This is a genomic window from Nocardia sp. NPDC059154, assembly GCF_042755705.1.
Lineage (GTDB): Bacteria > Actinomycetota > Actinomycetes > Mycobacteriales > Mycobacteriaceae > Nocardia.
This window is the reverse complement of record NZ_JBHZCS010000041.1, coordinates 21,205-46,184: the sequence shown is the minus strand read 5'-3', so window position 1 is coordinate 46,184 and position 24,980 is coordinate 21,205. Positions and strand designations below refer to the sequence as shown.

The 24,980-nt window shown below is 67.2% G+C and carries 24 protein-coding genes and 1 pseudogene; 13 read left to right on the top strand and 12 right to left on the bottom strand.

The window, feature by feature from the left end; translation table 11 throughout:
* Nucleotides 1-170 precede the first annotated feature (170 nt).
* The gene (locus ACFXN1_RS30900; protein ID WP_379435917.1) at nt 171-725 is read right to left on the bottom strand and encodes a TetR/AcrR family transcriptional regulator; all 555 of its coding nucleotides are present in this window, start codon (nt 723-725) and stop codon (nt 171-173) included.
* 42 nt (nt 726-767) lie between these two features.
* Between ACFXN1_RS30900 and ACFXN1_RS30895 the strand changes: the two genes are divergently transcribed.
* The 5 genes from ACFXN1_RS30895 (at nt 768) to ACFXN1_RS30875 (ending at nt 4,852) form a co-directional block, all read left to right on the top strand.
* On the top strand, nt 768-1,310 hold the full coding sequence (locus tag ACFXN1_RS30895; RefSeq protein ID WP_379435916.1) for an SRPBCC family protein: 543 nt from the start codon (nt 768-770) through the stop codon (nt 1,308-1,310).
* A gap of 114 nt (nt 1,311-1,424) precedes the next feature.
* A complete protein-coding gene (locus ACFXN1_RS30890) occupies nt 1,425-2,276 on the top strand; it encodes an alpha/beta fold hydrolase (protein WP_379435915.1) in 852 nt (283 codons plus the stop codon).
* Entirely contained in the window at nt 2,269-2,841 is a 573-nt protein-coding gene (locus ACFXN1_RS30885) for a TetR/AcrR family transcriptional regulator (RefSeq protein WP_379435914.1), read from the top strand. The genes ACFXN1_RS30890 and ACFXN1_RS30885 overlap by 8 nt, the downstream gene beginning before the upstream one ends.
* Before the next feature lie 53 nt (nt 2,842-2,894).
* A complete protein-coding gene (locus ACFXN1_RS30880; RefSeq protein WP_379435913.1) occupies nt 2,895-3,734 on the top strand; it encodes an alpha/beta fold hydrolase in 840 nt (279 codons plus the stop codon).
* A 110-nt stretch (nt 3,735-3,844) separates the two neighbouring features.
* On the top strand, nt 3,845-4,852 hold the full coding sequence (locus ACFXN1_RS30875) for a zinc-binding dehydrogenase (protein ID WP_379435912.1): 1,008 nt from the start codon (nt 3,845-3,847) through the stop codon (nt 4,850-4,852).
* Between the two features lie 30 nt (nt 4,853-4,882).
* Here the strand turns inward: ACFXN1_RS30875 and ACFXN1_RS30870 are convergent, their stop codons facing one another.
* Complete coding sequence (locus ACFXN1_RS30870) at nt 4,883-5,956, bottom strand: metallophosphoesterase (protein ID WP_379435911.1); 1,074 nt, start codon at nt 5,954-5,956, stop codon at nt 4,883-4,885.
* A 206-nt stretch (nt 5,957-6,162) separates the two neighbouring features.
* Between ACFXN1_RS30870 and ACFXN1_RS30865 the strand changes: the two genes are divergently transcribed.
* From ACFXN1_RS30865 to ACFXN1_RS30840, 6 genes and pseudogenes are all read left to right on the top strand, one after another.
* Entirely contained in the window at nt 6,163-7,518 is a 1,356-nt protein-coding gene (locus tag ACFXN1_RS30865; protein ID WP_379400745.1) for a hypothetical protein, read from the top strand.
* A gap of 87 nt (nt 7,519-7,605) precedes the next feature.
* Nucleotides 7,606-8,397, top strand: a complete 792-nt coding sequence (locus ACFXN1_RS30860) for a TIGR03084 family metal-binding protein (protein WP_379400746.1) — start codon at nt 7,606-7,608, stop codon at nt 8,395-8,397.
* A 429-nt stretch (nt 8,398-8,826) separates the two neighbouring features.
* Nucleotides 8,827-9,579, top strand: coding sequence for a hypothetical protein (locus ACFXN1_RS30855; protein WP_379435909.1), 753 nt, complete (start codon nt 8,827-8,829; stop codon nt 9,577-9,579).
* 10 nt (nt 9,580-9,589) lie between these two features.
* Entirely contained in the window at nt 9,590-10,783 is a 1,194-nt protein-coding gene (lhgO, locus tag ACFXN1_RS30850) for an L-2-hydroxyglutarate oxidase (protein ID WP_379435908.1), read from the top strand.
* 50 nt (nt 10,784-10,833) lie between these two features.
* Nucleotides 10,834-11,334 (top strand): SRPBCC family protein, encoded by a 501-nt coding sequence (locus ACFXN1_RS30845; RefSeq protein WP_364609136.1) that lies wholly within the window; start codon nt 10,834-10,836, stop codon nt 11,332-11,334.
* A gap of 10 nt (nt 11,335-11,344) precedes the next feature.
* Nucleotides 11,345-11,854, top strand: a pseudogene (locus tag ACFXN1_RS30840) (ribonuclease H); the annotation flags it as partial.
* 261 nt (nt 11,855-12,115) lie between these two features.
* Here the strand turns inward: ACFXN1_RS30840 and ACFXN1_RS30835 are convergent.
* The 9 genes from ACFXN1_RS30835 to ACFXN1_RS30795 all read right to left on the bottom strand — a co-directional run bounded on the left by ACFXN1_RS30835 (nt 12,116) and on the right by ACFXN1_RS30795 (nt 21,693).
* Complete coding sequence (locus ACFXN1_RS30835; protein WP_379435906.1) at nt 12,116-13,009, bottom strand: hypothetical protein; 894 nt, start codon at nt 13,007-13,009, stop codon at nt 12,116-12,118.
* Between the two features lie 91 nt (nt 13,010-13,100).
* Nucleotides 13,101-14,273: an MlaD family protein gene (locus tag ACFXN1_RS30830; protein ID WP_379435905.1), complete on the bottom strand. Its 1,173-nt coding sequence runs from the start codon at nt 14,271-14,273 to the stop codon at nt 13,101-13,103.
* The gene (locus ACFXN1_RS30825; protein WP_379435903.1) at nt 14,270-15,385 is read right to left on the bottom strand and encodes an MCE family protein; all 1,116 of its coding nucleotides are present in this window, start codon (nt 15,383-15,385) and stop codon (nt 14,270-14,272) included. Before ACFXN1_RS30825 ends, ACFXN1_RS30830 begins: the two co-directional genes overlap by 4 nt.
* A complete protein-coding gene (locus tag ACFXN1_RS30820; RefSeq protein ID WP_379400754.1) occupies nt 15,382-16,503 on the bottom strand; it encodes an MCE family protein in 1,122 nt (373 codons plus the stop codon). Before ACFXN1_RS30820 ends, ACFXN1_RS30825 begins: the two co-directional genes overlap by 4 nt.
* Nucleotides 16,500-17,498 carry an MCE family protein gene (locus ACFXN1_RS30815; protein WP_379435902.1) on the bottom strand — a complete coding sequence of 333 codons (999 nt, stop codon included), beginning with the start codon at nt 17,496-17,498 and terminating at the stop codon, nt 16,500-16,502. Before ACFXN1_RS30815 ends, ACFXN1_RS30820 begins: the two co-directional genes overlap by 4 nt.
* Nucleotides 17,495-18,538 (bottom strand): MCE family protein, encoded by a 1,044-nt coding sequence (locus ACFXN1_RS30810; protein ID WP_379435900.1) that lies wholly within the window; start codon nt 18,536-18,538, stop codon nt 17,495-17,497. Before ACFXN1_RS30810 ends, ACFXN1_RS30815 begins: the two co-directional genes overlap by 4 nt.
* On the bottom strand, nt 18,535-19,995 hold the full coding sequence (locus ACFXN1_RS30805; protein WP_379435899.1) for an MCE family protein: 1,461 nt from the start codon (nt 19,993-19,995) through the stop codon (nt 18,535-18,537). Before ACFXN1_RS30805 ends, ACFXN1_RS30810 begins: the two co-directional genes overlap by 4 nt.
* 12 nt (nt 19,996-20,007) lie before the next feature.
* Entirely contained in the window at nt 20,008-20,871 is an 864-nt protein-coding gene (locus tag ACFXN1_RS30800; RefSeq protein ID WP_379400759.1) for an ABC transporter permease, read from the bottom strand.
* Nucleotides 20,872-20,874: 3 nt separating this feature from the next.
* A complete protein-coding gene (locus tag ACFXN1_RS30795; protein WP_364609113.1) occupies nt 20,875-21,693 on the bottom strand; it encodes an ABC transporter permease in 819 nt (272 codons plus the stop codon).
* A gap of 499 nt (nt 21,694-22,192) precedes the next feature.
* On the opposite strand from ACFXN1_RS30795, the gene ACFXN1_RS30790 reads away from it, so the two are divergent.
* Nucleotides 22,193-22,858, top strand: a complete 666-nt coding sequence (locus tag ACFXN1_RS30790) for a serine protease (protein WP_379435897.1) — start codon at nt 22,193-22,195, stop codon at nt 22,856-22,858.
* Between the two features lie 52 nt (nt 22,859-22,910).
* Here the strand turns inward: ACFXN1_RS30790 and ACFXN1_RS30785 are convergent, their stop codons facing one another.
* Nucleotides 22,911-23,543: a hypothetical protein gene (locus tag ACFXN1_RS30785; protein WP_379435896.1), complete on the bottom strand. Its 633-nt coding sequence runs from the start codon at nt 23,541-23,543 to the stop codon at nt 22,911-22,913.
* A gap of 110 nt (nt 23,544-23,653) precedes the next feature.
* Between ACFXN1_RS30785 and ACFXN1_RS30780 the strand changes: the two genes are divergently transcribed.
* A complete protein-coding gene (locus tag ACFXN1_RS30780) occupies nt 23,654-24,952 on the top strand; it encodes a cytochrome P450 (protein WP_379435894.1) in 1,299 nt (432 codons plus the stop codon).
* Nucleotides 24,953-24,980: the final 28 nt, after the last annotated feature.

Here is a 24,980-nt window from a genome sequence, read left to right as displayed (position 1 = left end):
GGAACAGGACCGGCAGGTTCGTTGGTGTAGTCACGTCTTCGACCCCTTCCAAGGTTGAGCGTTACCTACTCAACCCGGGGGGTATACCGATTGTTCCGGACCGATGTTCGCCGGGGGCGAACATGCCTCGAGTTGCGGATCGGAATCGGGAACGGCGGCATATGAGCCGGTCAGAGCGCTATCAGGGAGTCGAGCTCGGCGGCGAACAGGTCGGCGGGGTCGAAATCCATGCCGTTGAAGTGGCCGGCGAGTTCGAGGGAGAGGACGCCGTGCAGGCGGGTCCAGAAGGACAGGGCGCGGCGGGCGGCCAGAGGGAGATCGGCGGCGAGCGGTGTCGTCGAATTGGCTTGGGGCAGTGCGGAGAAGGCTTCGACCAGCAAGGTCATGATCTCGTCGGAGATCTCGGTGGTGTCCGCGGGGGCGTGGTAGCCGGGGACGGGGGTGCCGTAGATGACGAAGTATCGCTGGGGATCGGTCAGGGCCCACTCCCGGATGGCGTGTGCGAGTCCGGTCACACCGGAGTCGCGCACGGCTCCGAGGGTGTCGGCGAGGCTTCGGTAGGCGTCCCGGACCAGTGCGGTGATCAATTCGTCGCGGCCGGCGAAGTAGCGGTAGAGGGCGGGGCCGCTCATGCCGACCTGCTTGGCGATCGCATTGAGTGAGAGCGCCGACGCTCCCGCCGTAGCGATCTGCCGCCAGGCACACTCCTTGATCTCGGCCCGCATCTGCTCGGGATCGCCCTCACCGCCGGAATCGGTTGCGCCACAGTGGCGCCCGCGCTCGCCGATGGACCTGCGGCGGATACCTCACCGCTGACCTGCGCGGGGCAGAGCATCGATACCGCCGCGCCGATCCACTACCGCACCGAGGCGCTGATCAAGGCACCGCTGGACACCATCTGGAATCTGCAGACCGACGTCGAGGGGTGGCCGTCCTGGCAGCAGCCCGTGACCAGCATGCGGCGCTTGGATTCGGGACCACTGCAGCCGGGCTCGCAATTCCGTTGGACCACACCGGCTCCCGCCACCGCCGCCACCCCCGCGACCACGCTGACCATCACCTCCACGGTCCAGCAGATGCAGACCGGCCGGTGCATCCGCTGGAGCGGGCCGGCGGACGGCGACGGGATGAGCATCGACGGCGGCATTCACGTCTGGACCTTCACCCCGGTCGACGGCGGCGTGCTGGTGCGCACCGAGGAGAACTGGAACGGGACCCAGGTCGAGACGGATGTGCCGACCTCGACCCGGTTCCTGGGCGCCGGACTGGAGGCCTGGCTGGCCGACCTGCGGACCGCGGCCGAACGCTAGAACGCGATGCGCCACGCCGGTCGGACCGATTTTCCGGATAGGGGTTGACGGCTCCAGCTAAAGCGATTAGCTTTATGGCTATCGCAGTTAGCTACTCCCAGAGAGTGAAAGACCATGACGCAGTACGTGGACATCGACGGTGGCCGGATCGCTTACGACGAGATGGGTGAGGGTCCGCTGGTCGTGCTGTCGCACGGCATGGGGGTCGATCGCAATGCCTACCGGCACCTGATGCCGCTGCTGGCGGCGGCGGGGTACCGGGTCGTCAACACCGATATGCGCGGCCACGGCGAGTCGAGCATGGGCTGGGCGTCGGTCACCGGCAAGGAGGCCATCAGCCGCACCGATGTCGCCAATGATCTGCTGGCGGTCATCGAGAAGCTGGGCGGCGGACCGGCCATCGTGGTGGGCCACTCGCTCTCGGGCGGGTCGGCCACCATCGCGGCGGCGCAGCGGCCGGACCTGGTGCGGGCCATTGTCGAGATCAACCCGTTCACGCTGACCCAGAAGGTCGACATCGCAGCGCTTTTCACCAACTCCCGCCACCGCAGCGGCATGATCCCGCTGATGGCCACCATGATGTTCAAGAGCCTCGGCCAGTGGCTGAAGTACCTGAAGGTGGCCATCCCGACCAAGCCCGCCGACCTCGACGAGTACCTGGCCGAGGTCGCGGCCAAGCTGCGCGAGCCCGGCCGGTTCGCCGAATTCATGAAGACCGGGCAGTCGACCCCCGCGGACGCGGAAGCCCAGGTGCCCAACGTGACCCAGCCCGCGCTCATCATCATGGGCACCGCCGACCCGGACTTCCCGAGCCCCGAGGCCGAGGGCCAGCGCATCGTCGCCGCCATGCCGGCCGGACTGGGCAGCCTGGGCCTGGTCGAGGGCACCGGCCACTACCCGCAGTTCGAGGCCGCCGACCGGGTGGCCGAGCTGATCCTGCCGTTCCTGAAGGAACATCATGCCTAGGGTGGGCTTGAGCCGGACCGACGTCGTCGCCGCGGGGGCCGCCCTCGCCGACGAGGTCGGTTTCGGCAATCTGGCGCTCGGGGCCCTCGCGCAGCGACTCGGTGTGCGAACCCCCTCGCTGTACAAGCACATCGAGAGCCTGGCCGACCTGCAGCACGGCATCGCCGCGCTCGCCATGGCCGAAGTCGACCAGCGGGTCCGCGACGCCATGCACGGGCTTTCCGGCAGTGCGGCCCTGGCCGCCTTCGCGAATGCCTTCCGCGACTACGTGGTCGAGCATCCGGGCCGGTACACCGCGACCGTCGGCGCCACCTTCACCGGGCCGGATGATCCACTGCTGCAGTCGGGTGCACGGGTGCTGGAATCCATGGCGGCGGTGCTGCGCGGCTACGGGGTCGGCGAGCAGGAGATGGTGCACGCCCAGCGCACGCTGCGCTGCCTCTTCCACGGCTTCGCCACCCTGCAGGCGTCGGACGGCTTCCAATGGAGCAACGACTCCGAGGACAGTTTCGAGTGGATGATCCGCTTCCTCGACCGCGGGCTCACCGAAATCGGCTCGCACTGAACCGGTTTGCGGGACCATGAATCCAACACTGGCAACGAAGGTGTTGGAGTGTCATGGAAGACTTCACATTCGAGGGCACCCGGATGGCGTATGTGCGGCAGGGGGAATCCGGTCCGCCGGTGGTGATGTTGCACAGCGCGGGGTCCTCCCATCTGATCTGGACGCCCCAGATCGCGGCGCTGTCCCGTGCATACCGGGTCTACGCGGTCGATCTGCCCGGTTACGGCGCCTCCTCCCGGCCCGCCGACGGCTACACGCTCGAGCGCTACACCGAACTGATCCGCGCGTTCATCGAACACCACGAGCTCACCGAGGTCGGACTGGTCGGCAACTGCGTCGGTTCGGCGGTCGGCCTGACGCTGGCCCGGCGGCATCCCGAGCTGATCCGGGCGGTGGTGGCGATCAACCCGCTCACCGAATCCACTGCCATGCACGGTGATTGGCGGCAGGCGGCACGCCTGGCCCGAGCGCTGCCGGACGACTCCGCCCGGAAGCTGAGCGGCTGGCACACCCCGCGCTGGGTCGCCCGCCGCACCGCCCGATCCTGGTTCACCACCCGGCGCGCCTACCGCGAATGCCCGTACGTGGCGCCCCTGTCCTCCGGCTTCCCGGCGCGGGCACTGATCTACCTGGTCCGCGACCTGTCTTCCTTTGCGACACTCGACGATTGGCCCGATCGCGACGGCTTGCCACCGATCTGCGTCATCTGGGGCAACCAGAACCGCGTCCTCTCCGCCGCGGCCGGGCGAACGGTCAATGCGCGACTGCGCCCCGACCGCGCCGAATACCTCGACGGCTGCGGCCACGTCCCCATGCTCGAACGCGCCCCCGACGTCACCGCCATCATCACCGAATTCCTCACCGCCCACCTGCCCGCCGACAGCGTGCACTGAGCACCACACCGACTCGGCGGTTCGGGCAAACCGCCCGAGCAGGCGCGGGTGCGGCCTACCATGGCGCCGGGGAGGGGGCCGCCCGAATCGGATACCGCGAGGAGTCATCGATGACCATGCTGGCCGCACGACTACACCTGGGGCCGAACCGCCGACTGGAGCTCGAGGAGGTGCCGATTCCGGAGCCGGGACCGGACCATGTGCTGGTCAAGGTGGAGGCAGCGGGAGTGTGCCTCTCCGACGTGCACCTCATCGACGGCACGCTGACGCCGCTGTTCCTGCGCGACGATGCGGTGACGCTCGGGCACGAGGTCGCCGGGACCGTGCACACGCTCGGGCCGGGAGTGACCACCGCGAAGGTGGGGGATCGCGTAGTGCTGCAGGCCGGGGAGCTTCGCAACGGGGCCACCTTCACCCGCGGCGTGGACTACGACGGCGGCTGGGCCGAATACACCCTGGCACGGGTCGACACCCTGGTGCCGATACCGGACGACCTGCCGTTCGAGCAGGCCTGTTTCATTCCCGACGCGGTGTCCACGCCGTGGGCGGCCATCACCGCTACCGCCGAGGTGAAACCCGGTGAGGCCGTGGGCGTCTGGGGCGTCGGCGGGCTGGGCGCGCACGGGGTGCAGCTGCTGCGCCTGGTCGGCGCCGCACCGATCATCGCGGTGGATCCGCTGCCCGCCGCCCGGGAGCGGGCGCTGTCCTTCGGCGCGGACCTGGCCTTCGATCCGGCCGATCCCGACCTGCGGCGCAAGGTGTTCGAGGCCACCGGCACCGGGCTGAACGCCGCCTTCGACTTCGCGGGCGTGGCGCCGGTGCGCGAGCAGGTAGTGGTCTGTCTGGCGCCGCAGGGCCGCCTGGTGCTGGTCGGCCTCACCGACAAGCCGATCACCATCACCGGCGGCACCGCCTTCAGTTTCTTCCAGCAGCAGTTGCGCGGGCACTACGGGTCCACGCCCGAGCACGTCACCCAGCTGGTGAAACTGCAAGGGCTGCACCGGGTCGACTTCTCGCGCTCCGTGAGTGCCGTGGTCCCGCTGGCCGATGCCGCCAAGGCCGTGCACTCCCTGGAATCCAAGGAAGGCAACCCGATTCGGATCGTCCTGAAGCCCTAGGCCGCTCACGCACCCGGCACGGTTCGCGGATTACGCGAGCCGGCGCTGGAAGACGTTGGCGGACCGGCCGTTCGAGAGATCGACCGTGTAGACCCCCAGGTCGGCGGACGTGGGGGTCAGGTCCAGGACCATGAAACCGAGGTCGGTGTAGTTCTCGTACAGCGCACCGTTCGCGGTGTGCCTGCCGCCGGTGGACGGTTCGCCGTGCACCGATTTCGCGGCCGCACCGGAGATGATCTGCCGGGTGCCCTTGGCGGCCGCATTGGGTTCCAGCACCTGCAGCGAGTGGTCGTGGCCCGACAGCAGGAACTGGCACCGGCCCAGCACGTGCGCCTCGAAGAAGTCCTTCACATAGCGGCCGTCGATCGGCTCGATGCTCAATCCCTCGTATTCCCCGGCGTTTCCGTGCGGCCCGTTGTTGAGGTACGGGTGGTGGGTGCAGGCGATCTTCCACTTCGCCGGCGACTCGTCGATGGCCCGGTCCAGCCAGGCGGCCTGCTCGGTCATGAACTGGCCGTCGGCCGCCCAGTAGGGCTGGAAGAGCGGCGGCAGGTAGGCGGCGATGGGATTGAGGTCCAGCACGAAGAATTCGACGATCGGCTGCTCCTGCGGAATCCGCACCGAGTAATAGCGGGACGGCATGAACCAGCGGGCCGAGCGCGTGTGATAGGCCACCTCGTGATCGCCGCGCAGCAGCCAGCCGCCGTCGCCGGGCAGGATCGAGGAGTTGTCGTGATTGCCCTGCACCATGAGCCAGGGGAAGTCGAGGTCGTGGTTGGGGTCCTCGAACTTGGCGGCGAACTGGGCGTCGTCATCGGACCACGGGCCCTGTTCGTAGACATTGTCGCCGAGGCCGAGGGCAAAGGAGAACGGCTCGCGCGCATGCAGTTCCCGCATGGCGTCGGCGACCTGCCACTGCGGCCGCGCACCGGTGCCCGCGTCACCGGTGACGAGAATGCGCAGGCGGTCGGCGTCGGGAAGCGGGAATTTGCCGGTGGCCGGGGCATTCTCGGCGCGGGCGGGCGCACCGGTGGCCGCGAGCGCGGCGACGCCGGCGGTAGTGGCGGCCGTGCCGGTCAAAAACCCACGACGGTCGAGCGACATGTTGATCTCCTGCCTGTATCTGCTGGTCGATTGACCAGTATTCCCACTTCCGCACCCCGCCGCAGACCACGTCGGCATGACCTTGCCAACAGCCCCGCGACACGACGCGTTCTTCCAGGCCAGGACCTTTTGACAGCGCCTCGGACCGATGAGAGTGTTGGGAGTCCGTTTTCTCACCATCAGCTAGGCCACAGGGGGAAGCTGCTATGACGACACTGGCCTCGGGTCTGTTCCTCGACTGGGAACAGCTGACCGGCCAGCCCAAACTCGTCGTCGATCTGATCAGCTTCCCGATCTTCAGCGCCATCGCCGGCTGGCTCACCAACTGGACCGGCGTGCTGATGTTGTTCTGGCCGGTCTACTTCCAGGGCTTCCGGGTGCCCGGCCTGGAGATCCTCTACCCCTACCTCCCGCGCCGCGTGCAGGTGCTGCCCACCTTCTCCGGCGACGGAAAGCGGCTCGGCTTCCAGGGTTTCATCCCGGCGCGCGCCGAGAAGATGGCCAGCATCTGCGTGGACGTGGCCATCATGCGAATCGGCAGTCCCAAGGACTTCATTCGCGAACTCGACCTCGAGGGCATTGCCGACTACATCGCCGAGGTGGGCCGCAAGCAGGTGCCGGACATGGTCGACGAGATCATGAGCAAGGAGAACCCGGACCTGTGGGGCGCGGTGCCCAAGTCGGTGCGCAATGTGCTCTACCAGCGCATCGAACGCGAACTGCCGACGCTGGCCCGGCGCGCCTTCGAACAGCTCGGCGACAATGTCGACCAGCTCATCGACATCAAGGACTTCGTCATCCGGTATCTGCGGGACAACCCGGAGATCCTCAAGGACCTGACCACCACCATCGCCGCGCCGGAGCTGAAGTTCATGGTGCGCGTCGGCCTGCTGGGCGCGCCCTTCGGCCTGCTGCTGGCGCTGTACATGCATGTGCACCAGAGCATTCCGGTGCTGGGCTGGATTCCGCCGTGGCTGATCATCCTGGCCGCGGCCGCGGCCATCGGTGTGACCGTCAATGTCATCGCCATCAAGATGGTGTTCGAGCCGGGCGACCCGCAGCCGCGCTACCGGTACCTGTGGAAGCAGGCGCTGCTGGCCAAGCGGCAGCCGGAGGCCGCGGCCGATCTCGCCAATATCCTGGCCTACCAGGTGCTGACGCTGCCCAACCTGGCCCGTGAACTGCTCGACGGCCCGAACGGCGACAAGACCCGGCAGCTGCTGGAACGGCTCATCTCGCAGGAGATCCACCGCCAGCTCGGGCCCACCCACTCGGTGGTGCGGACGGTCTTCGGCAAGCGGCAGTTCGACAATCTGACGGTCGGCGCGACCACCGCCGCGGTGGGCCTGGCCCCGAGCCTGGCCGACGATCCGGAATTCGCGGCCGCCCAGGCCAAGAAGATCGACGAGTTCGCGGCCCGCAAGCTGCAGCAGCTCACGCCCGGTGAGTTCATGGAGATGTTCTACGCCTCGGTCGAGCAGGACGCGTGGCTGCTGTACCTGCACGGCGCGGCGCTGGGCCTGGTGGTCGGGGCCGTGCATCTGATCCTTTTCGGCTGGTAGACGGCACTTTTTCAGGCAGGAACGAGAGCCGCCAGAAATCAAGCACGCATGCTTGCATTTTTTCGGCGGGGCTGCGATGCTGGCCCGGTGGCCGACCTCGAGGCATTGCTCGCCGACTTCACCGCCGAATGCGCCGATCTCGATCGGCTGATCGCGGACCTGGATCCGGACGGCTGGCAGCGCGACACCCCCGCCGCCGGCTGGACCATCGCCCACCAGATCGCCCACCTGAACTGGACCGATCAGGTCGCCACGGTGTCCGCTACCGACCCGGTCGAGTTCGACAAGCTGGTGCAGGCGGCGCTGCCCAAGGCCCTCACCTTCGTCGACGAGGCCGCCGAGGAGGGCGCGAAAACCCCTGCGCCGCAACTGCTCGCGACCTGGCGGCAGGATCGCGCGGCCCTGGTCGAGGCGCTGCGCACGGTTCCGGCGGGCACCAAGCTGCCCTGGTTCGGGCCGCCCATGAGCCCGGCCTCCATGGTCACCGCCCGCCTGATGGAGACCTGGGCGCACGGGCACGACGTGGCCGACACGCTCGGCGTCACCCGCGAACCCACGGCACGCCTGCGGCATATCGCGCACATCGGCGTGCGGACCCGCAACTTCGCCTACCTGACGCATGGCAGGACCGTGCCCGCCGAGGAGTTCCGGATCGAACTGACCGCGCCCGACGGCAGCGCCTGGACCTGGGGCCCGGCCGAGGCCGCGCAGCGAATCAGCGGTCCCGCCCTGGACTTCTGCCAGCTGGTCACCCAGCGGCGGCATCTCGACGATCTCGGGCTGGACGTGGTGGGCGCCGATGCTCGCGAATGGCTGGGCCTGGCACAGGCTTTCGCCGGTCCCCCCGGAAGCGGCCGAACGGCGGGTCAGTTCGACTGACCCGCCGCCTATCCCGGCCTCCGACCAGAAATCCCCAATTCCCACAGGGGCTTCGTTCTCGGCGGAACGGGTTTCCAAGGGTTCGACCCTTGGGATCACCACTGCTCCCCGAGGAGGAGCGAGCGAGCGCCAGCCTGGGTGCGCCGTGCCTGGTGCCGACCGGACGCCGTTGGCCGGAGGTCTCTTCGATGGCAGTCGAGTTGGCGCTCGCCGCTACCAGGTTTTTACCCAGTCTTTCGGCGGGGAAAACCTGTTGATGCCCAACCTTTCCCCGATGTGATCCTGCTCTCACCCGGGCCGTGTGTTACCCGCCGCCACCGTAACCTGGACGCGCGTACGACTTTCAATGGTGCGGGTCGTCGCGCCGTCCATACACAAGGGACGGACGGGCGCAGGGGGCCAGGGGAGAGGGAAAGGAACGCACCAGTCATGTCGCATGAACTCGCGACACAGGCCGCCCGGTCGACCCGGCGTACGGCCCAGGTGTTCCGCTACAGCGCCATTGTCACCGCCAGCATGGCCAGCATCGGGCTGACCGTCGCCGCCGGTTCGTACATCGCCAATGAAATGGCCCAGCAGCCGGGCAGACTCGCCACGGCCGCGCCGGGCAACCATCCGGCGCTCGTCGAGCTCGGCCCGCGCGGAGCCGATCAGCCGGGCGTCCAGTCCGCTGAGCCGATTGCCGAGAAGGTCACCCTGACTTCACTTTTCACCAACCGGGGCACGGAACCCGCGTTCGTGCAGGTGATTCCGGCCCGCACCCCGGGTACCGGCGCCGCCACCGCGGCCGAGGCGCCCCGCCCGCTGGGCGGTCAGTTCCGGCTCGGCACCGCCTACGTGGGCGCGCAGGTGGCCGCGGCCCAGCACACGGCGACGCTCACCGTCGACACCAATGTCTTCGCCACGTTCGCCGATATCCTGCTGAACACGCCGCTGGGGCACCAGCTGGGCATCAACGGCGATCCGGGCGCCACCACCCGGCTGCGCACCGATGTGGACAGTAGCGGCGACGTGACGCTGACCCTGTCGGACCCCGCGATCGGCAACTACGGCCTGCAGATCGCGCGCCATCCGGTCCCGGCCGCCGCGACCGGCACTCCCGTGCACGACACCACCGACACGCACGCACACGAGAAGGACGGCCGCACGGCAGGGGAAGACTCGGCCACCGTCGCTGTGTGAGACTTCCGGTGTGTACGACTACTGCGTGATCGGCGGCGGCATCGTCGGGGTGGCCACCGCGCATCGCATGCTCGAACGCCATCCGGGGGCGAGCCTGCTGCTGCTGGAGAAGGCCGGGCAGCTGGGCCTGCACCAGACCGGGCACAACAGCGGGGTCATCCACTCGGGCATCTACTACGAGCCCGGCAGCCTGAAGGCGCGGCTGTGCGTGCGCGGCGCGCAGCTCACCAAGGAATTCGCCGCGGCGCACGACATTCCGTTCCGGGTGTGCGGAAAACTGCTGGTGGCCACCGATACCGCCGAGCACGCGCGGATGCTGGCGCTCTACGAGCGGTCCGTCGCCAATGGCGTCGAGGTGGAGTTGCTCGACGCCGCCGAGCTGATGCTGCGGGAGCCGCGCATCACCGGGGTCGGGGCGCTGTTCGTGGCGAGCACCGGCATCATCGACTACGGCCGGGTGACACGGGCGCTGGCGCAGGAGGTGCGCACGGCCGGTGGTGAGATCGTGCTCGGCGCGGAGGTCACCGCCATTACCGAAACCGACTCGGCGGTAACCGTTTCCGGTCCGGCCGGCACCTGGCAGGCCCGGCGGCTGGTGGTGTGCGCGGGCCTGCAGGCGGACCGGATGGCCCGGCTGGCGGGCCTGGACATCGATCTGCGCATCGTGCCCTTCCGCGGCGAGTACTACCAGCTGCCGCCCGAGCGCAACGATCTGGTGAACACCCTGATCTATCCGATCCCCGATCCCGAACTGCCGTTCCTGGGCGTCCATCTCAGTCCGACCATCGACGGCGGGCTGACCGTCGGGCCCAATGCGGTGCTGGGCCTGGCCCGCGAGGGCTACCGCAAGGGCAGCGTGAATATCCGCGACGCCCGGGAGATCCTGGGCTACCGCGGTTTTCACCGGGTGGCCGCCGCCAATGTCCGGACCGGGCTGCGGGAAATGCGCAACTCCCTGTTCAAGCGCGGCTACCTGGCCGAATGCCGTCGCTACTGCCCCGAGCTAACCGTCGCCGATCTGTTGCCGCGGGAGGCGGGCATTCGCGCCCAGGCGGTACTGCGCGACGGCGCGCTGGCCCACGATTTCCTGCTCGAGCACACGCCGCGCTCGGTTCACGTGCTCAATGCCCCCTCCCCGGCGGCCACCTCCGCCCTGCCCATCGCCGAGTACATCACGGACCGATTGGACGAGTTCGCTCAATAAATAGGATTGCTGTAGTACTTTTAAGGCAGCCGTGGGACAGGGAGCAGCCTATGGGCCATTTCAAGTACGCGAGTGATGTCGGCGCACCGGTGGAAGTCGCGTTCACATACACGGACAACCATCAGTTCGTGCCGGACTGGGCATTCGGCGTGGTCGCCTTCGAACCGATCGGGGATTCCGATCACGGTGCCGGAGCCGTCTTCGCCGCGACCCTCCGGGTCGGCCTGTGGCATCCCACGATCGAGTGTGAGATCACCGACTACCGCCGCAACGCGGTCATCGAATACACACTCCGCCGACGCCGGAAGGGGAAGCCGGCGTCGGCGTGCTCCAACTTCTGTGTCATCACCCTGCGTTTCGACCCCCTCGGGTACGGCCGCGCGGTGCTGACCTCGGAAACCGAGTACTGGGCCCCGCGCGGGCTCACCGGCAAGTTGCTCTCGAAGATGCTGGCCGCGATGGTGCAGGCCACCGTCCGCCGGACCGAATCGCAATTACGTAGGGAGATAGAGGAATTCCACGGCACCGATCTTGTCGGCCGGATCGCGTAGGGTAGGCCGCATGATCATCGTGAGCACCGACGGATCATGCCTGCGCAACCCGGGCGGCGCGATCGGCTGGGCCTGGGTCAATCATGCGGGTGGCGCGGCCAGCGGCGGTGCGCCCTCGGGCACCAATCAGATCGCGGAGCTACACGCCCTCCTCGAGGCCGTCCGGGCCCATCCGGACGCCGAACCCCTGCTCATCGAGAGCGATTCGCTCTATGCCATCAAGTGCGCCTCCGAGTGGATCCATGGCTGGCGCACCAATGGCTGGAAGACCTCCACCGGCGGCGCGGTCAAGAATCTCGAGCTGATCCAGCAGATCGACCGCGCCATCGCCACCCGGCCCGGCCCGGTCCGGTTCCGCTGGGTGCGCGGGCACGTCGGCAACTACTTCAACGAGCAGGCGGACGCGCTGGCCGGCCAGGCCGCGCGGAAGGTGGCCGCCACCGGTGTCGCCACCGAGCCCGACGGCAACGAACCGGTGCCCTTCGATCCGCCCACAGCGCCGATCCCGATCGTGGAACCCAAGACCGAGCCGCTCCCGGTGACCGCACCCAGCGGGTTGGAACGAGCCGAGCCGGAACAGGCCGAGAAGGTCGGCGCCACCATGCATTCCGCGGCCGCGACCCCGCGCCGCCGGGCGACGGCCGCCAAAGCGGCTGCCGCCGAGGCACTCACGTTGTTCTGAGCGCCCCCGCACAGGCCCTTTCACCTGCGAAGACATGAAAAAGGGCCCGCCTCCGGAAGTACCGGAGGCGGGCCCTTTTTCGTGCCCGGGATATCCCGATCAGTTACCCGGCTTGGGCGCCGCGGTGGTGGCGGGCGCGGGCTGACCGGACGGGGCGGGCTGACCCGAGGGAGCCGGCTGACCGGAGGGCTGGGCGCCCTGCTGATCGCCGCCGCCGGTTCCGCCCGGGAACAGCGGGTTCTCGTCACCGGCGTAGACCGGCTGGAACTTCGACACCAGCCACTTGCCGTCGTGCTTCTCCAGCTCGACGTAGGTCGGGATGGTGAGCACGATCGGCTTGGCGTGGAAGTCGTTGGTGGAGGTCTGGGTCAGGCTCACCAGGACCGAGGCCTTGTTGGCATCGCCGGACTCCCAGCCGCAGCGCAGCACGTTCAGCGAGGACTTGGCGTGCGCGCTGGACAGGATGTCCTTCACGTCGCCGGCCATCGGGTCGAACATCTGCTTGAACTCACCGGTGATGAGCGCCTGCACGCGCGGGGCGAAATCGTTCCATGAGGACTGGTCGTAGACCGAGACCGCGCGCGCGAAATCGCAGGCGGCCTTGGCCGCGGAGTCACGGTCGGCGAGTTCGTTGCTCTTGGTGTGCGATTGCCACCAGAACGCGCCCAGACCCGCCAGCGAGGCGACCAGCAGCACGCCGAGCGCGATGAGCGCGACCATCGGCAGCGCGACCTTGGAGACCAGCGCGGACTCGGACTTCGCCGGCGGCGCGGCGGCCGCCGGTTCCGGCTTCGCGGCCGGTGCGGCCGAATCCGCTTCCGGCTCGGCAGCCTTGGCTTCCGGCTCGGCCTTCGCTTCCGGCTCGGGCTGGGCCGCCTCGGCGTCCTTCGTCAACTCCGGCTTCTCGGCGGCCTGTTCGGCGCTGCTCTGGGCATCGGCCTCGGCGATGGAATCGTCTTCGGTTTTCTTGTCCTGGGCAGCGTCGTCCGACATGTATTCGATCACTTTCCCGGTGCGCTGCGGACGCACCGTCTAGGTTTCGTCAGCGAGTATGCCCGCTGCTCCTGAGAGCGGCGGGCGGCACTCACTTGACCGGCGGCAGAGTCCGCTCGTTCGGATCCGAACCCGCGGGCGGGAGCGCGCCATTGTTGGGCACGTCCGGTCGCGGTGCGTTGCCCGAGCCGCGGATCTGCTGGTCCTGGGGTGGGTTCTGGCAGTAGCTCGCCCATTTGGGGAAGGTGTTCTCGGTCGCTACGGCGGGGTTCACCTTCTTGGTGACGTAGTCGCAGAAGGACCGCGGCCAGATGTCGACGATGGTGTAGAACTCACCGTCGTGTGCCGGCACACCCATGGCGGAGGTGCCGACCACCAGCGACGGGAACAGTGCCCGCAGCGCCGGGGTGCGCAGCTGCGCGGCCTTGGTGATGGCCGCGAAGTTGGTGGCCAGGCTGGTCATCGGGTCGGCGGTCTTATCCAGCACCGCGCCGAGGGCCTGCATCTGGCCGGGCGCCTGCTCCAGGATCTTCTGGAGTTCGGCATTCGCGTCGTTGAACTGCTTGAACAACGCACTCGAATTACGGGTCAGCGTACCCAGATCCGGCTGCGCCAGCGACGTGGTGCCGGAAATGATCTGGAGGTTCTTGATCAGGTTGGTGGTCTGGGGGAGCAGGTTGTCCAGGCCGTTGGTGGCCAGGCTGAGGCCGTCGACGAGCGAGCGCAGCTGGTCCGGGCCGCCGGACAGGGCGGTGTCCAGCTCGGTCAGGATGACGCTGAACTTGTCCGGATCCACCTGGGCGATGAGCGCGCTGGCATTGTCGAGCACCGACCACACGGGGGTGGGGGTCTTGACCTTGTTGGCGTCGAACTGGATCACCGAACCGCTGCGCAGGAACGGGCCCTGATCGGTGTTCGGGCGGAAGTCGATGTACTGCTCGCCCGCGCCCGACAGCGCGCCCACCGACACCTGGGTGTCGGCCGGGATCGAGTACTTCTTGTCGATCTCGGCGGTGGCCGCGATGGCCGCGCCGTTGTCGATAAGCTTGATGTCGAGCACCTTGCCGACGCGGTAGCCGCGCAGGGTCACGTCATTGCCGCTCTGCAGCCCGCCGGATCGGTCCAGATTGACCGTCACCGTATAGGTTTCGCGCAGCGGATTCACCCGCATCACGCTGATCAGCAGGTAGGACGCGCCCACCAGCAGGATCAGCACCAGCGCGGAATTGGACACCAGGTTCTTGTGTCGCGATACCCAGTTCATCGGTGTCCCCCGTTGATCCGGCCGTAGATGATCTGCAGCACCTGGATCAGGCTGCCCCCGAAGTCGTTGAGGTCCTTGAGGTCCGGGAACTTGCTGTTGGCCGGATCGGTGAGCAGGCCGATGTCGAGCATGGAAAGGGTGGCGGCCACGGCCAGGGTGTCGCCCTTGAACGAGGCGTCGGCCTTGGGCCGGATGTCGTGCAGGGCGTCCAGGGCGGGACCGAGGGTCTGATCGGTCCGGGACAGCGCGGTCATCAGCTGGTTCACATTGTCGAGCAGGCTGCTGAGCGAGTCCGAGGTGGTGTTGGCGTAATCGCCCAGTGCCGCACTGGTTGTCGAGATCTTGGTGAGCAGATCACCGAGGGCCTGGTTGTTCTCGGCGATGGCGCCGATCATGCCCGGCAGGCTGTCGGCCACCTGGCCCAGCTGCTGGTGGTTGGCCTCGATGGTGTTGGCCAGCGCGCTGAATCCGGCCAGCACATTGTCGATGCGCGAGCTGTTGGTGTTGAGGCTGGTCATCACGCTGGTCAGCTGGGTGATGACGTGACCCACCTGGTCGCCGCGTCCGCCGACGATGGAGTCCAGCTCCGAGGTCAGCTTGGACAGGCTGGCGATACCACCGCCGTTGAACAGCAACGAAACCGACATCAGCAGTTCTTCGACGGTCGCGCCGGCCGAGGTGTTGGTGAGCCGGTCACCGTTCTTCAGCAGCTGCATGCCGGGCTCGGCCTTGGGGATGGACACCGCCACGAAGACGTCGCCGAGCGGAGTGGCCTGGCGCAGTTCCGCGGTGCTGCCGGCCGGCAGCTCGATGTCCTGGCGGATGGCCAGGTCCACATTGGCCTTGAAGTCCTTGGTCGTGATCTTGGTGACCACGCCGACGTCGGAGCCGCCGACCTTGACCTTGGCCTGGTCGGGCAGGTTCAGCGCATTGTCGAAGGTCGCGTGAATGGTGTAGGTGTTGGCACCCGGACCGGGTTTGGGCAGCGGCAGGCTCTCCACCGTGATGCCGCAGCCGGAGGCGACGACGGCGGTCGCGGAGACCGCGATGGCGACGACCGCCCGCCGGGCCGAGCGGCCCGCGCGCAGATCCTTCCAGAAGCGATTACTCATTTGGTCATCCCCAGCATCGCCGCCATCAGACCGAAGTCGGGTCCGAAGTCCTCCATTTTCCCGGTGCGGCAGCCATCCGATTTCATCTGGATGCGTTCGCAGAACAGGCTCACGATCTCCCCGGAGAGCGCGGTACCGATCAGGCCGTGCAGGCGAATGAAGTTGCCCTGCCGGTTGACCGAGCGGTCCAGGTTCTGCATGAGCAGCGGGGCCACGTCGACCACCTCGGTCACGCCGGCCGCGTTGGCGCGCAGCTGGTTGGTGACATTGGTGAGCCCGGTGAGCGTGCCGTTGAGCTGATCGGAGTACTGCGAGAACGCGCCACTGGTGTTGGCCAGGAACGCATTCAGCTGATCGAGCGTGCCCTGCAGACCGGGCGCCTGATCGGCCAGCAGACCGGTCATCTGGGTGATCTTGTTGCTGAATCCGCGCACCGAGTCGTCGTTGTCGGCCAGCATGGTGGTCAGCTCGTTGAGCTTGATGATGATGGTGGAGATGGCGTCCTTGTTGTCGACGCCGGTCTTCAACGCACCCGAGAGCGCGTTGAGCACATCGCGCATCTTCTCGCCGTTGCCGTTCATCATCGGGTACAGCACGCGACCCGAGAGCGGGCCGATGCCTTCCTGTCCCGGCTCGGGCTCGAGCGCGGCCGCGAAGCTGTCGATGGTCTTGATCATGGTGTCCAGCTCGACCGGGGTCTTGGTCTGCTGGGTGGTCAGGTGCGAGCCGTCGGCCAGGGTGTCACCGCCGGTGTAGCGCGGGGTGAGCTCGATGTGCCGGTCGGTCACGATGGACGGCGAAACCAGTGCCGCCTGAACGTTCTTCGGGATCTTGACGCCCTTGTCCACGGTCATGTGGACCTCGACGTACTGACCCTTGGGAATGATCTTGTCGACCCGGCCCACCTCGAGCCCGAGCACGGTGATCGGGTTGCCCTCGAACATGCCCGCGATATTGAGGAAGTCCGCGGTGAAGTGCTGGGTCTGCCCCGCGGCGTCCTTCACCCCGAGCGGCACGATGGAGCAGGAGCCCACGGCCCACGCCGCGGCGCCGATCATGGCCGCCTTGGCGATTCGGCCGAGCAGGCGCTTCTTTTGTTCTGCAACAGTCGATGTCATTGGTGGCACCCCTCGTTCACCTGCGCGAAGCACAACCAGTTGTCCGGGAACAGCCATGGCAGCGCGACCTCACCGTAGTTGCCGTTGCCGAAGGCATTGTTGAACTGCCGGATGGCCGGCGGCATGATCGACAGCAGCCGATCCAGGTTGTCCTTGTTCTTCTGCAGACCGTCGGCCATGGTGTTGAGCTGCTGCAGGGTCGGGCCGAACTTGTTGTCGTTGTCCGCGCCGATCCGCTGCAGCTGCCCGGTGAGCGTTGCGATGTTGTCCAGCAACGTCTTCAACAGGTTCTGACGCTGCATCACCCGGTCGGCGATGGCCTGGCCCTGGGTGATGACCAGCAACACGCTGTTGCGGTTGTCGCCGAGGATCCTGGTGACCTTGTCCAGATCCTTGAGCAGCTGGTCGACCTGATCCTTGCGGTTGTTCATGGTCTTGGCCAGCGCGCCGATGGCGTCGAGCGCCTGCACCGTCATCTGCGGGGTGTCGCCCATCTGCTGGTTGATCATATTCAGCGAATCCGCCAGCTTCTTGGTGTCGAGCTCCTCGAACTTGGGCGTGCCCTCCTGCACCACGTCGGCCAGGTTGTAGGGAACCACGGTGTTGGACTTGGAAATCCGGTTGTCCTTCAACCCGGAACCGTCGCCGGGCATCAGGTCGACGTAGCGCGCGCCCAGCAGGGTCGCCATCTTGATCGACGCCTTGGCATCGGGGCCGAGCTTCACGTCCTTGTCGACATTCAGGGTCAGCAGCACGTGGTCGCCCTCGAGCTCGGCGCCCGAGATGGTGCCGACCGGAACGCCCGAGACGTCCACCTTGTCACCGACTTTGACGCCGGCGGTCTGCACGAACTCGGCCTTGATGCTCTGTGTGCCGACACCCACCGTCTTGTAGAGGGTGGAGCCCAGCAGCAGCGCGACGATGACCGCCACGCCGAGCACGCCGAGCCAGAAATTGCGATTGGTACTGAAGCGGTTCCTGAGTTTCGAGATCATGGCCGGCACACCGCCGAGTGGGAGTTGCCGCCGACCTGCGAGAACAGACCGCGCGGGAAGAGGATGCCGTACAGCGAGACGTCCAAGCTGCACAGGTAGGCATTGGCGTAGGCGCCGTTCTGGGTGAACTTGCCGACGTCGGAGAGAATGCCGGGCAGGTCCACCGCCGCCTGGTCGAGCTTGGCGCCATTGGACAGCAGCAGCGCCAGCGCGTCGTGGGTGGCGTTCTGCGCCAGCACCAGCTTGGGCTGGATGGAACCGAACATCCCCACCAGAGCCGTTGTGGCATCGGCGATCTGGACCGTCGACGCCTGCAGCGACTGGCCCTGCGCGTACAGGCCGCCGATCAGGGCGCGGGTCTGGGTGACCAGCGTCTCCAGCTCGTCGCCCCGCTTGGCCAGCCCCGACATCACGCCGGACAGGTTGGTGATCACGTCGGAGAGGATGCCGTCGCGGCGTTCGAAGTCCGAGGCCACCGACGCGGCCTGGGTGATGAAGGCGCTCAGCGACACATTGTCACCCTGCAGCGCCTGGATGAAGGTGTTGGACAGGTTGTTCACCTGCTCGGGCTGCAGCACCTGGAACAGCGGCTGGAAACCGTTGAGCAGCGCCGAGATATCGAACGACGGCTCGGTCCGCTCCAGCGGGATGGCGCCGTTGTTCTTCAGCACCACATGGTCACCGGTGTGCGGCTTGCCCGCGGCGGGCGGGTTCAGCGCGACATACCGCTGCCCGATCAGGTTCTGGTACCGGACCAGCGCCTTGGTGTCCCCGAACAGCGTCTGATCACGCTGCACGATGAAGGTCACCATGGCCTGGTTCTTCTTGTCCAGCTCGATCTTCTCGACCTTGCCGACCCGCACACCGGCCATCCGGACGTCATCGCCCGCACGCAGGCCCAGGACATCGCTGAAGGTCGCGGTGTAGGTGTTGGTATCGCCTTTCACGGTGCGCGCGAGCGTATTCCAGATGACCGCGGTCACCAGGATGGACACGATCGCGAAGATGCCGAAACCGATCAGCGGCTTACGAACGCTCATCGGCCGGCCTCGCTCTGGCTCAGTTGCAAGGTCGCACCCTTCAGGATCGGGCTCAACAGCAGGTACTCGGCCGCGGTCGGACGCCGGCCCAGCAGGGCGGTGATGGCGTCGTCACCGGCCAGGGCGATGTTCCCACCGGTGGGCACCGAACCCGGCTGGCTCGCCGGGGCGGCCGGCGCCAGGTTCGGGAACAGCCCCTGCAGCGGCGTGCCCGCGAGCGGGTCGGTACCCGGCTTCGCAGCACCGTCGCTCGGCGTGTCGGTGGGTGTGCCGGTGGCGGTGAGACCCGGGATCAGCGGGAAGCCCGGCGGCGGCGCGGTGACCGGCAGGTCCTTGGCGGCGTCGATGGCCCTGGGCCGCATGGCTTCCGGCAGCGTGCCCGGATCCGAGGTGAGCGGCGCGGTGCCACAGCTCGGAGCGGCCAGGTCGCCGTAGCGCGGGCAGTCGTCGCGGGTATAGGGCTTGTAGGGCGTGAAGGTGATGCCCATGTTCCAGATCATCTGGTTCTGCGGACCCCAGTGGAACGTCGAACCCAGCTTGCGCACCGAATCGTTCAGGTTCGCGATGGCCTGCGGAATGGCGTCCGGGTTGTCCGACAGCGCGCCGAACATGGCGCTGGTCCCCGTGGTCAGATCCTTACCGACATTGGGGTTGCGGGCGAAGAGCCCGTTCACCTTGTCGATGGTGTTCTCACTGCCGGAGATGAGCGCGGTGAGCTCGGCCCGGCGGTCGGAGATGGTCTGCGCGGTCTTCACCGAATCCGACAGCACGCCCATCAGTTCCGGCGCGGACTGGTTGAGCGCGTGGAAGGAGGAGGAGAAGTCGTCGAGGAAGCCGCCGACATTCGGCACCGCCCCGCGCACCCCCTCGAGCCAGCGGTCGACGCGCTCGATGGTGGAGCCGGGCATGCGGCTGCTGCCGTCCAGCGCGTAGGACAGCGTGCCCAGCACGCGGCCCAGCTGTACCGGATCGATCTTGCTCAGGATATTGCGCACCGTGGTGAGGGTGTCCTGCAGCGCGATGGTGCCCTTGGAGGTGTCCTCCGCGATCTGCGAGCCCTCCTTCAGATGCGTGGAATCCGGTCCGTTGTAGACGAGTTCGACCGAGGTGACGGCGAACAGGTTGGAGGGCACCACGCGCGCGGTGACATTGGCCGGGACGCCGCCGGCGTACTCCGGCTTCATCTCGATGTGCACCTCCTGCTTCGTCCCCTTGGCCGCGACCGACACGTCCTTGACGGCGCCGACCAGCACGCCGCGGAACTTCACGTCGGCATTGGCCGGCAGGCCGTCACCGGTGGTGGTCAGATTCGCTGTGACATTGACCTTTTCGACGAAATAACCGCGGTACCGGGCGAACAGGAAGCCCAGCACGACCGCGATGACGGTGAGGCCGCAGGCACCGGCGATGAGCAACTGCCGCATCGTCGGTCCGCGCCCGCTCGGATCGATGATCATCGTGTGCGCCCCCTATCCCGAGATCCGGATGCCAGGGTTCACGCCCCAGATCGCCAACGTCATGAACAGGTCGGCGAAGACGACCGCGATGATGCACAGCTTGATCGCGCGACCGGCCGCCACACCCACGCCCTCCGGGCCGCCGGAGGCGAAATACCCGTAGTAGCACTGGATGAACGTGGTGATCGCGACGAAGAGGATCGCCTTCAGCAGTGAGTACAGCACATCGTGCGGCACCAGGAACTGATAGAAGTAGTGCTGGAAGGTGCCTGTCGCGGTGCCGCCGACCAGGGACACGGTCAGCGAGCAGGAGATGTAGGCCAGCGGCAGCGCCACGCAGTACAGCGGCACGATGGCGATCATGGCCGCGATCATGCGGGTGCTGACCAGATACGGAAGCGGCCGGATGGCAACCGATTCCAGCGCGTCGATCTCCTCGGAGATGCGCATGGCGCCCAGCTGCGCGGTGAACCGGCAGCCCGCCTGCGCCGCGAAGGCGACCGTCGCCAGCATGGGCCCGAGCTCGCGCGTGGTGGCGAAGGCCGAGATGGCGCCGGTGAGCGGGCTCAGGCCGAGCAGGTTCAGCGAGGTGTAGCCCTGGATGGCGACGGTCATGCCGCCGAACGCCGACAGGATCAGCACCACGCCGATGGTGCCGCCACCGACGATGAGATTGCCGTTGCCCCAGGTGACGTCGGACAGCAGCCGCCACACCTCTTTGGGGTAGTGCTTGAATGCGAGCGGCATGGAGCCGACCGAGCGCAGGAAGAAGAACACCTGGTGGCCGATGCGCGCCAGCCAGTCACGCGGCGAGTTGGCCGCGCCCTTGATCCGTTGGAACGGCCGCAGCAGCGGCGGTACGTACGTAGCTGACACGACTCAGACCACCTGCGGGGGGAAAAGGGTGTTGTACAGCTGCGTCATCATCAGGTTGACGCCGAAGAGCATGACCGCGGACATGACCACGGCGGTGTTCACCGCGTTCGCCACGCCACCGGGACCGCCCTTGGCGTTGAGCCCCGAGTCACAGGCGATGACGGCCGCGAACAGGCCGTAGATGAGCGACTTCAGCAGGGCCACAGCCAGATCCGCCGTGATCGCGAACGACGAGAACGTACTGATGTAGGAGCCCGGCGTGCCGTTCTGGACGAAGATGTTGAACATGTAGCCGGTCAGGAAGCCGACGAAAACCACGAAACCACACAGCAATACCGAAACCAGCATGGCCGCGCCGAGACGCGGAGCGACCAGACGCCGCATGGGATCGACGCCCATGACCTTCATGGCGTCGATCTCCTCGCGGATGGTGCGGGAGCCGAGGTCGGCACAGATGGCGGAACCGACAGCGCCGGAGATCATGAGCGCGGTGACCAGCGGCGCGCCCTGCTGAATGATGCCCAGGCCGTTGGCCGCGCCGATGAAGGACGTTGCGCCGACCTGCCCGGCCACCGATCCGACCTGAATCGAAACGATGACGGCGATCGGAATGGCGACCAGCAGGGTGGGCGCCGCGGCGACATTCGCCATGAACGCGCACTGCCGGATGAACTCACGATAGGGGAAGCGCCGGCGGAAGATCGCGATGAAAAGCTCGGCGACCGCGGCGACACCCATCGACATCATCCGGCCACCGGTTTCCAGCGACCGTTTCGGATGATCCTGCCAGTACGCCTTGGCCCAATCCACGGCCACATTCATCCGTGATGGTGACGGTGGGCTTCCCTGGTCCCCCGGGCTCTTGGTCAACTGCACTGACTACCCCTCTCGACGCCGGAGTTACCCGTCTCCGGCGACTGTTGCTGGACGCACCCTACTACGGAGTTAGGAAAAACACACCACCGATTGTGGTTCCGGTCATAGAGGCGGATCACTTTCGATGTATTGCTGTGAACAGCCACATCAGGGTCGGTTTACGGGGCAAAAAACCTGGCAGAGATCTAGAACTTGTTCTAGTTTTGAACTATCCGCCGGTGTATGCAGACATCGACCGGGTAACAATTTGTAGGAACAAATTTATCGGAATTCGATAGCTATTGCGTATTGTCCCGTAATCCACATCCAACTAGGTATCGGCCGCGAACCGCGGCAGGACACGGCTACGCAACATGTGGCAGTACAACGAGCAACCGGGCTCGAATACTGACAGGATGAGTAACCGCAGGTTGAGATTCGTGCGGCTTCCGACGTCTGGAGGGACATGATCAAGAAACTCGCCGGGGCGACCGGCGCATTCGCCATCGCCCTGAGCACCGCGCTCTTCGGAATCGGAGCCGCTCACGCCGATGCAGCGCCCGCCGTCATCGGTGGCGGCTCCGGGATCATCATCGATGATCAGTACGAGTGCACGGTGACCACCATCGGTCACGACGGCGCCGGACGGCTGGTCGGCCTGACCGCCGGGCACTGCGGCGACGCCGGGTCCCGGGTCTGGGCCGAAAAGGATCGCGCCGCAGGACAGATCGGTCAGTTCGTCTACTCCAACCACGATCTCGACTACGCCGTCATCCAGTTCGATCCGGACCGCGTCATCCCGGTCAACCACATCGGCAATGTCACCATCACCGGGATCGGCGGCCCGCCCGGATTCCCCATGATCGTCTGCAAGGAGGGCCGCACCACCGGCAATACCTGCGGCATCTCCTGGGGCGACGTCTTCGACACCAACGTCGAGACCTGGAGTCAGATGTGCGTGGTGGAGGGCGATTCCGGCGCGCCGGTCGTCGTCGGCACCACCCTCGTCGGCATGGTCAACGCCTACCTGGCGGTGGCCTGCTTCGGCCCCGAGGTCGGCACCAACATGAGCTCGATCATGGCCGACCTCAACGGCCGGGGCAGCATCGGCTCCGGCTACATGGTGATCTGATCCCCGAACAATGCTGACCGGGGCGGTGATTCGGGAATCACCGCCCCGGTTGCTATTTGAGGGTGTTGACGCAGACGACGAAATTGCGTTCGTCGTAGACGTAGCCCTGGTCGCCGTCGGGACAGTCGTCGACGCTCCTGCTGTTCTGCACGATCGACACCACCTTCACACCCTCGGTGGCCGTGGTGGCGGTGCAGGGAATGCGGTGGGCCGCGTCGTTGCCGACGTCCATGCAGTCGCCGACCACCCAGTCGATGGTCAGGCAGAGGGCGCCGGTCTCCATACCATTGAGGGTTTCGTAGTAGACCTGGTCGGAATCCTTGCCGCACTGGGCATTGCGCGGGGCCTTGCCGGTCACCTTGTAGTTGGAGTCCTGGCTGCCGCAGCTCGCCTTCTGGATGCTGGCGTTGTCGGTGGTGCCACCGAGCTGCACGCAGTCGCCGATCGAGGCCTGGAAGTCGGTGTTGCCGCCGCGGTCCGCGCGCGGGGTGGTGGTGGGCGCACCCGAACCGGGCTTGCCGGAGGGTTTGCCTGGGGTGGCGCCGGGGGTCTTGGTGGGGAGCACGATGTCGCCGGGGGCGGCCTGGGGATGGCCGGAAACGGTGCTCCCGCAGCCGGCGAGCAGCAGGGCGGCGGCGGAGATCGCGGGCAGGGCGATCCGGGCGGAAAGCTGCTGACGCAACACGGGCGAGTCCTATATTTCGAAACAAACAGATTTGACTTCTGTGCCCATGCATACACCACGGACACCGGGAAGATCGAACCGAGGCGGTCCGGCATTTCGTATAGGAAGCCATGAGCACCGACATCCTGGAGCGCTATCTCTCCTGGCGGCGCGGGCGCGACGGTGACCCCTTCCGGGTGCGGATGCCGGCCCTGGGACCGGTGCTCTTCACCGGCACTCCCGAGGGCGCGCGCGAGTTCTTCCGGGCCCCGGTGGACCTGCTGGAACCGCCGCTGCCCAATCCCATCGAGCCCATGGTGGGCGCAGCCTCGCTCATCCTGGCCCGCGACGGCCGGCACCGGCGCGAGCGGGCGCTGCTCGCGCCGGCATTGCACCGCAATCGAATCAGCGCCTACGGCAACACCATTCGGGAGGCGGCCCGGGCCGAGCTGAGCGGGGAGCGGACCGGGGACCCGTGGCGGCCCGGCACCCGCATCGATGCCCGGGCGGCGGCGCGGGCACTGACGCTGCGGGTCATCCTGGCGGCGGTGTTCGGCATCGACGATGCGGCGCGCCGAGCCGAATACACCACCGTCACAAAGGAATTCCTGGAGTCCTTCGGCAGCACGCTGTTCATGGTTCCGGCGTTGCGGCGCAAGCTGTTCGGGCTGTCCGGCTGGGAGCGGTTCAGCACGGCGCGAGATCGGCTCGACGAACTCATCGACGCCGAGGTGGCGCGGCGGCGCGCGGACGGGGGCGGCGGGGCGGATCTGCTGGCGCTCATGCTGGACACTCGCTACGAGGACGGCGGCGCCATCACCGACACCGACCTGCGCGAGCAATTGCGCACCCTGCTGGTGGCGGGGCACGAGACCACGGCGACCGCGCTGGTGTGGGCGCTGTACCGGCTGCACCGGGAACCGGAGGCGCTGGCCCGGCTGCGCACCGAATTGGCCGCCGCCGGAAGCGATCCCGGCCCGGCCGAACTGATGGCGCTGCCCTACCTGGATGCGGTATGCCAGGAGACGCTGCGGTTGCATCCGCCGGTGCCGATCGTATTGCGCAGGCTCACCGGTGATTTCATGCTGCGCGGGGTGCCGCTGTCGGCGGGGGACACCATGGGGATCTCGGTGCACCTGCTGCACACCGATCCCGCGCTGTGGCCGCAGCCGCGGCGGTTCCGGCCCGAGCGGTTTCTGGAGCGCCGCTACAGCCCGTTCGAGTACGCCCCGTTCGGCGGCGGGCACCGGCGTTGCGTCGGTGCGGCGCTGGCCGATTACGAACTTCGCATTGTGCTGGCTACTGTATTGACCGATGTGCGGCTGCGGTTGTCGCCGCGGTTCGCGCGTGGGCCCGCGCCGATGTCGGTGCCGCACACCATCACGGTCGGGCCGCGCAGCGCCATCACGTTCGAGGTCGCCGGGTCCTGAAGGGACCTCAGTGATTTCGATCACAAGC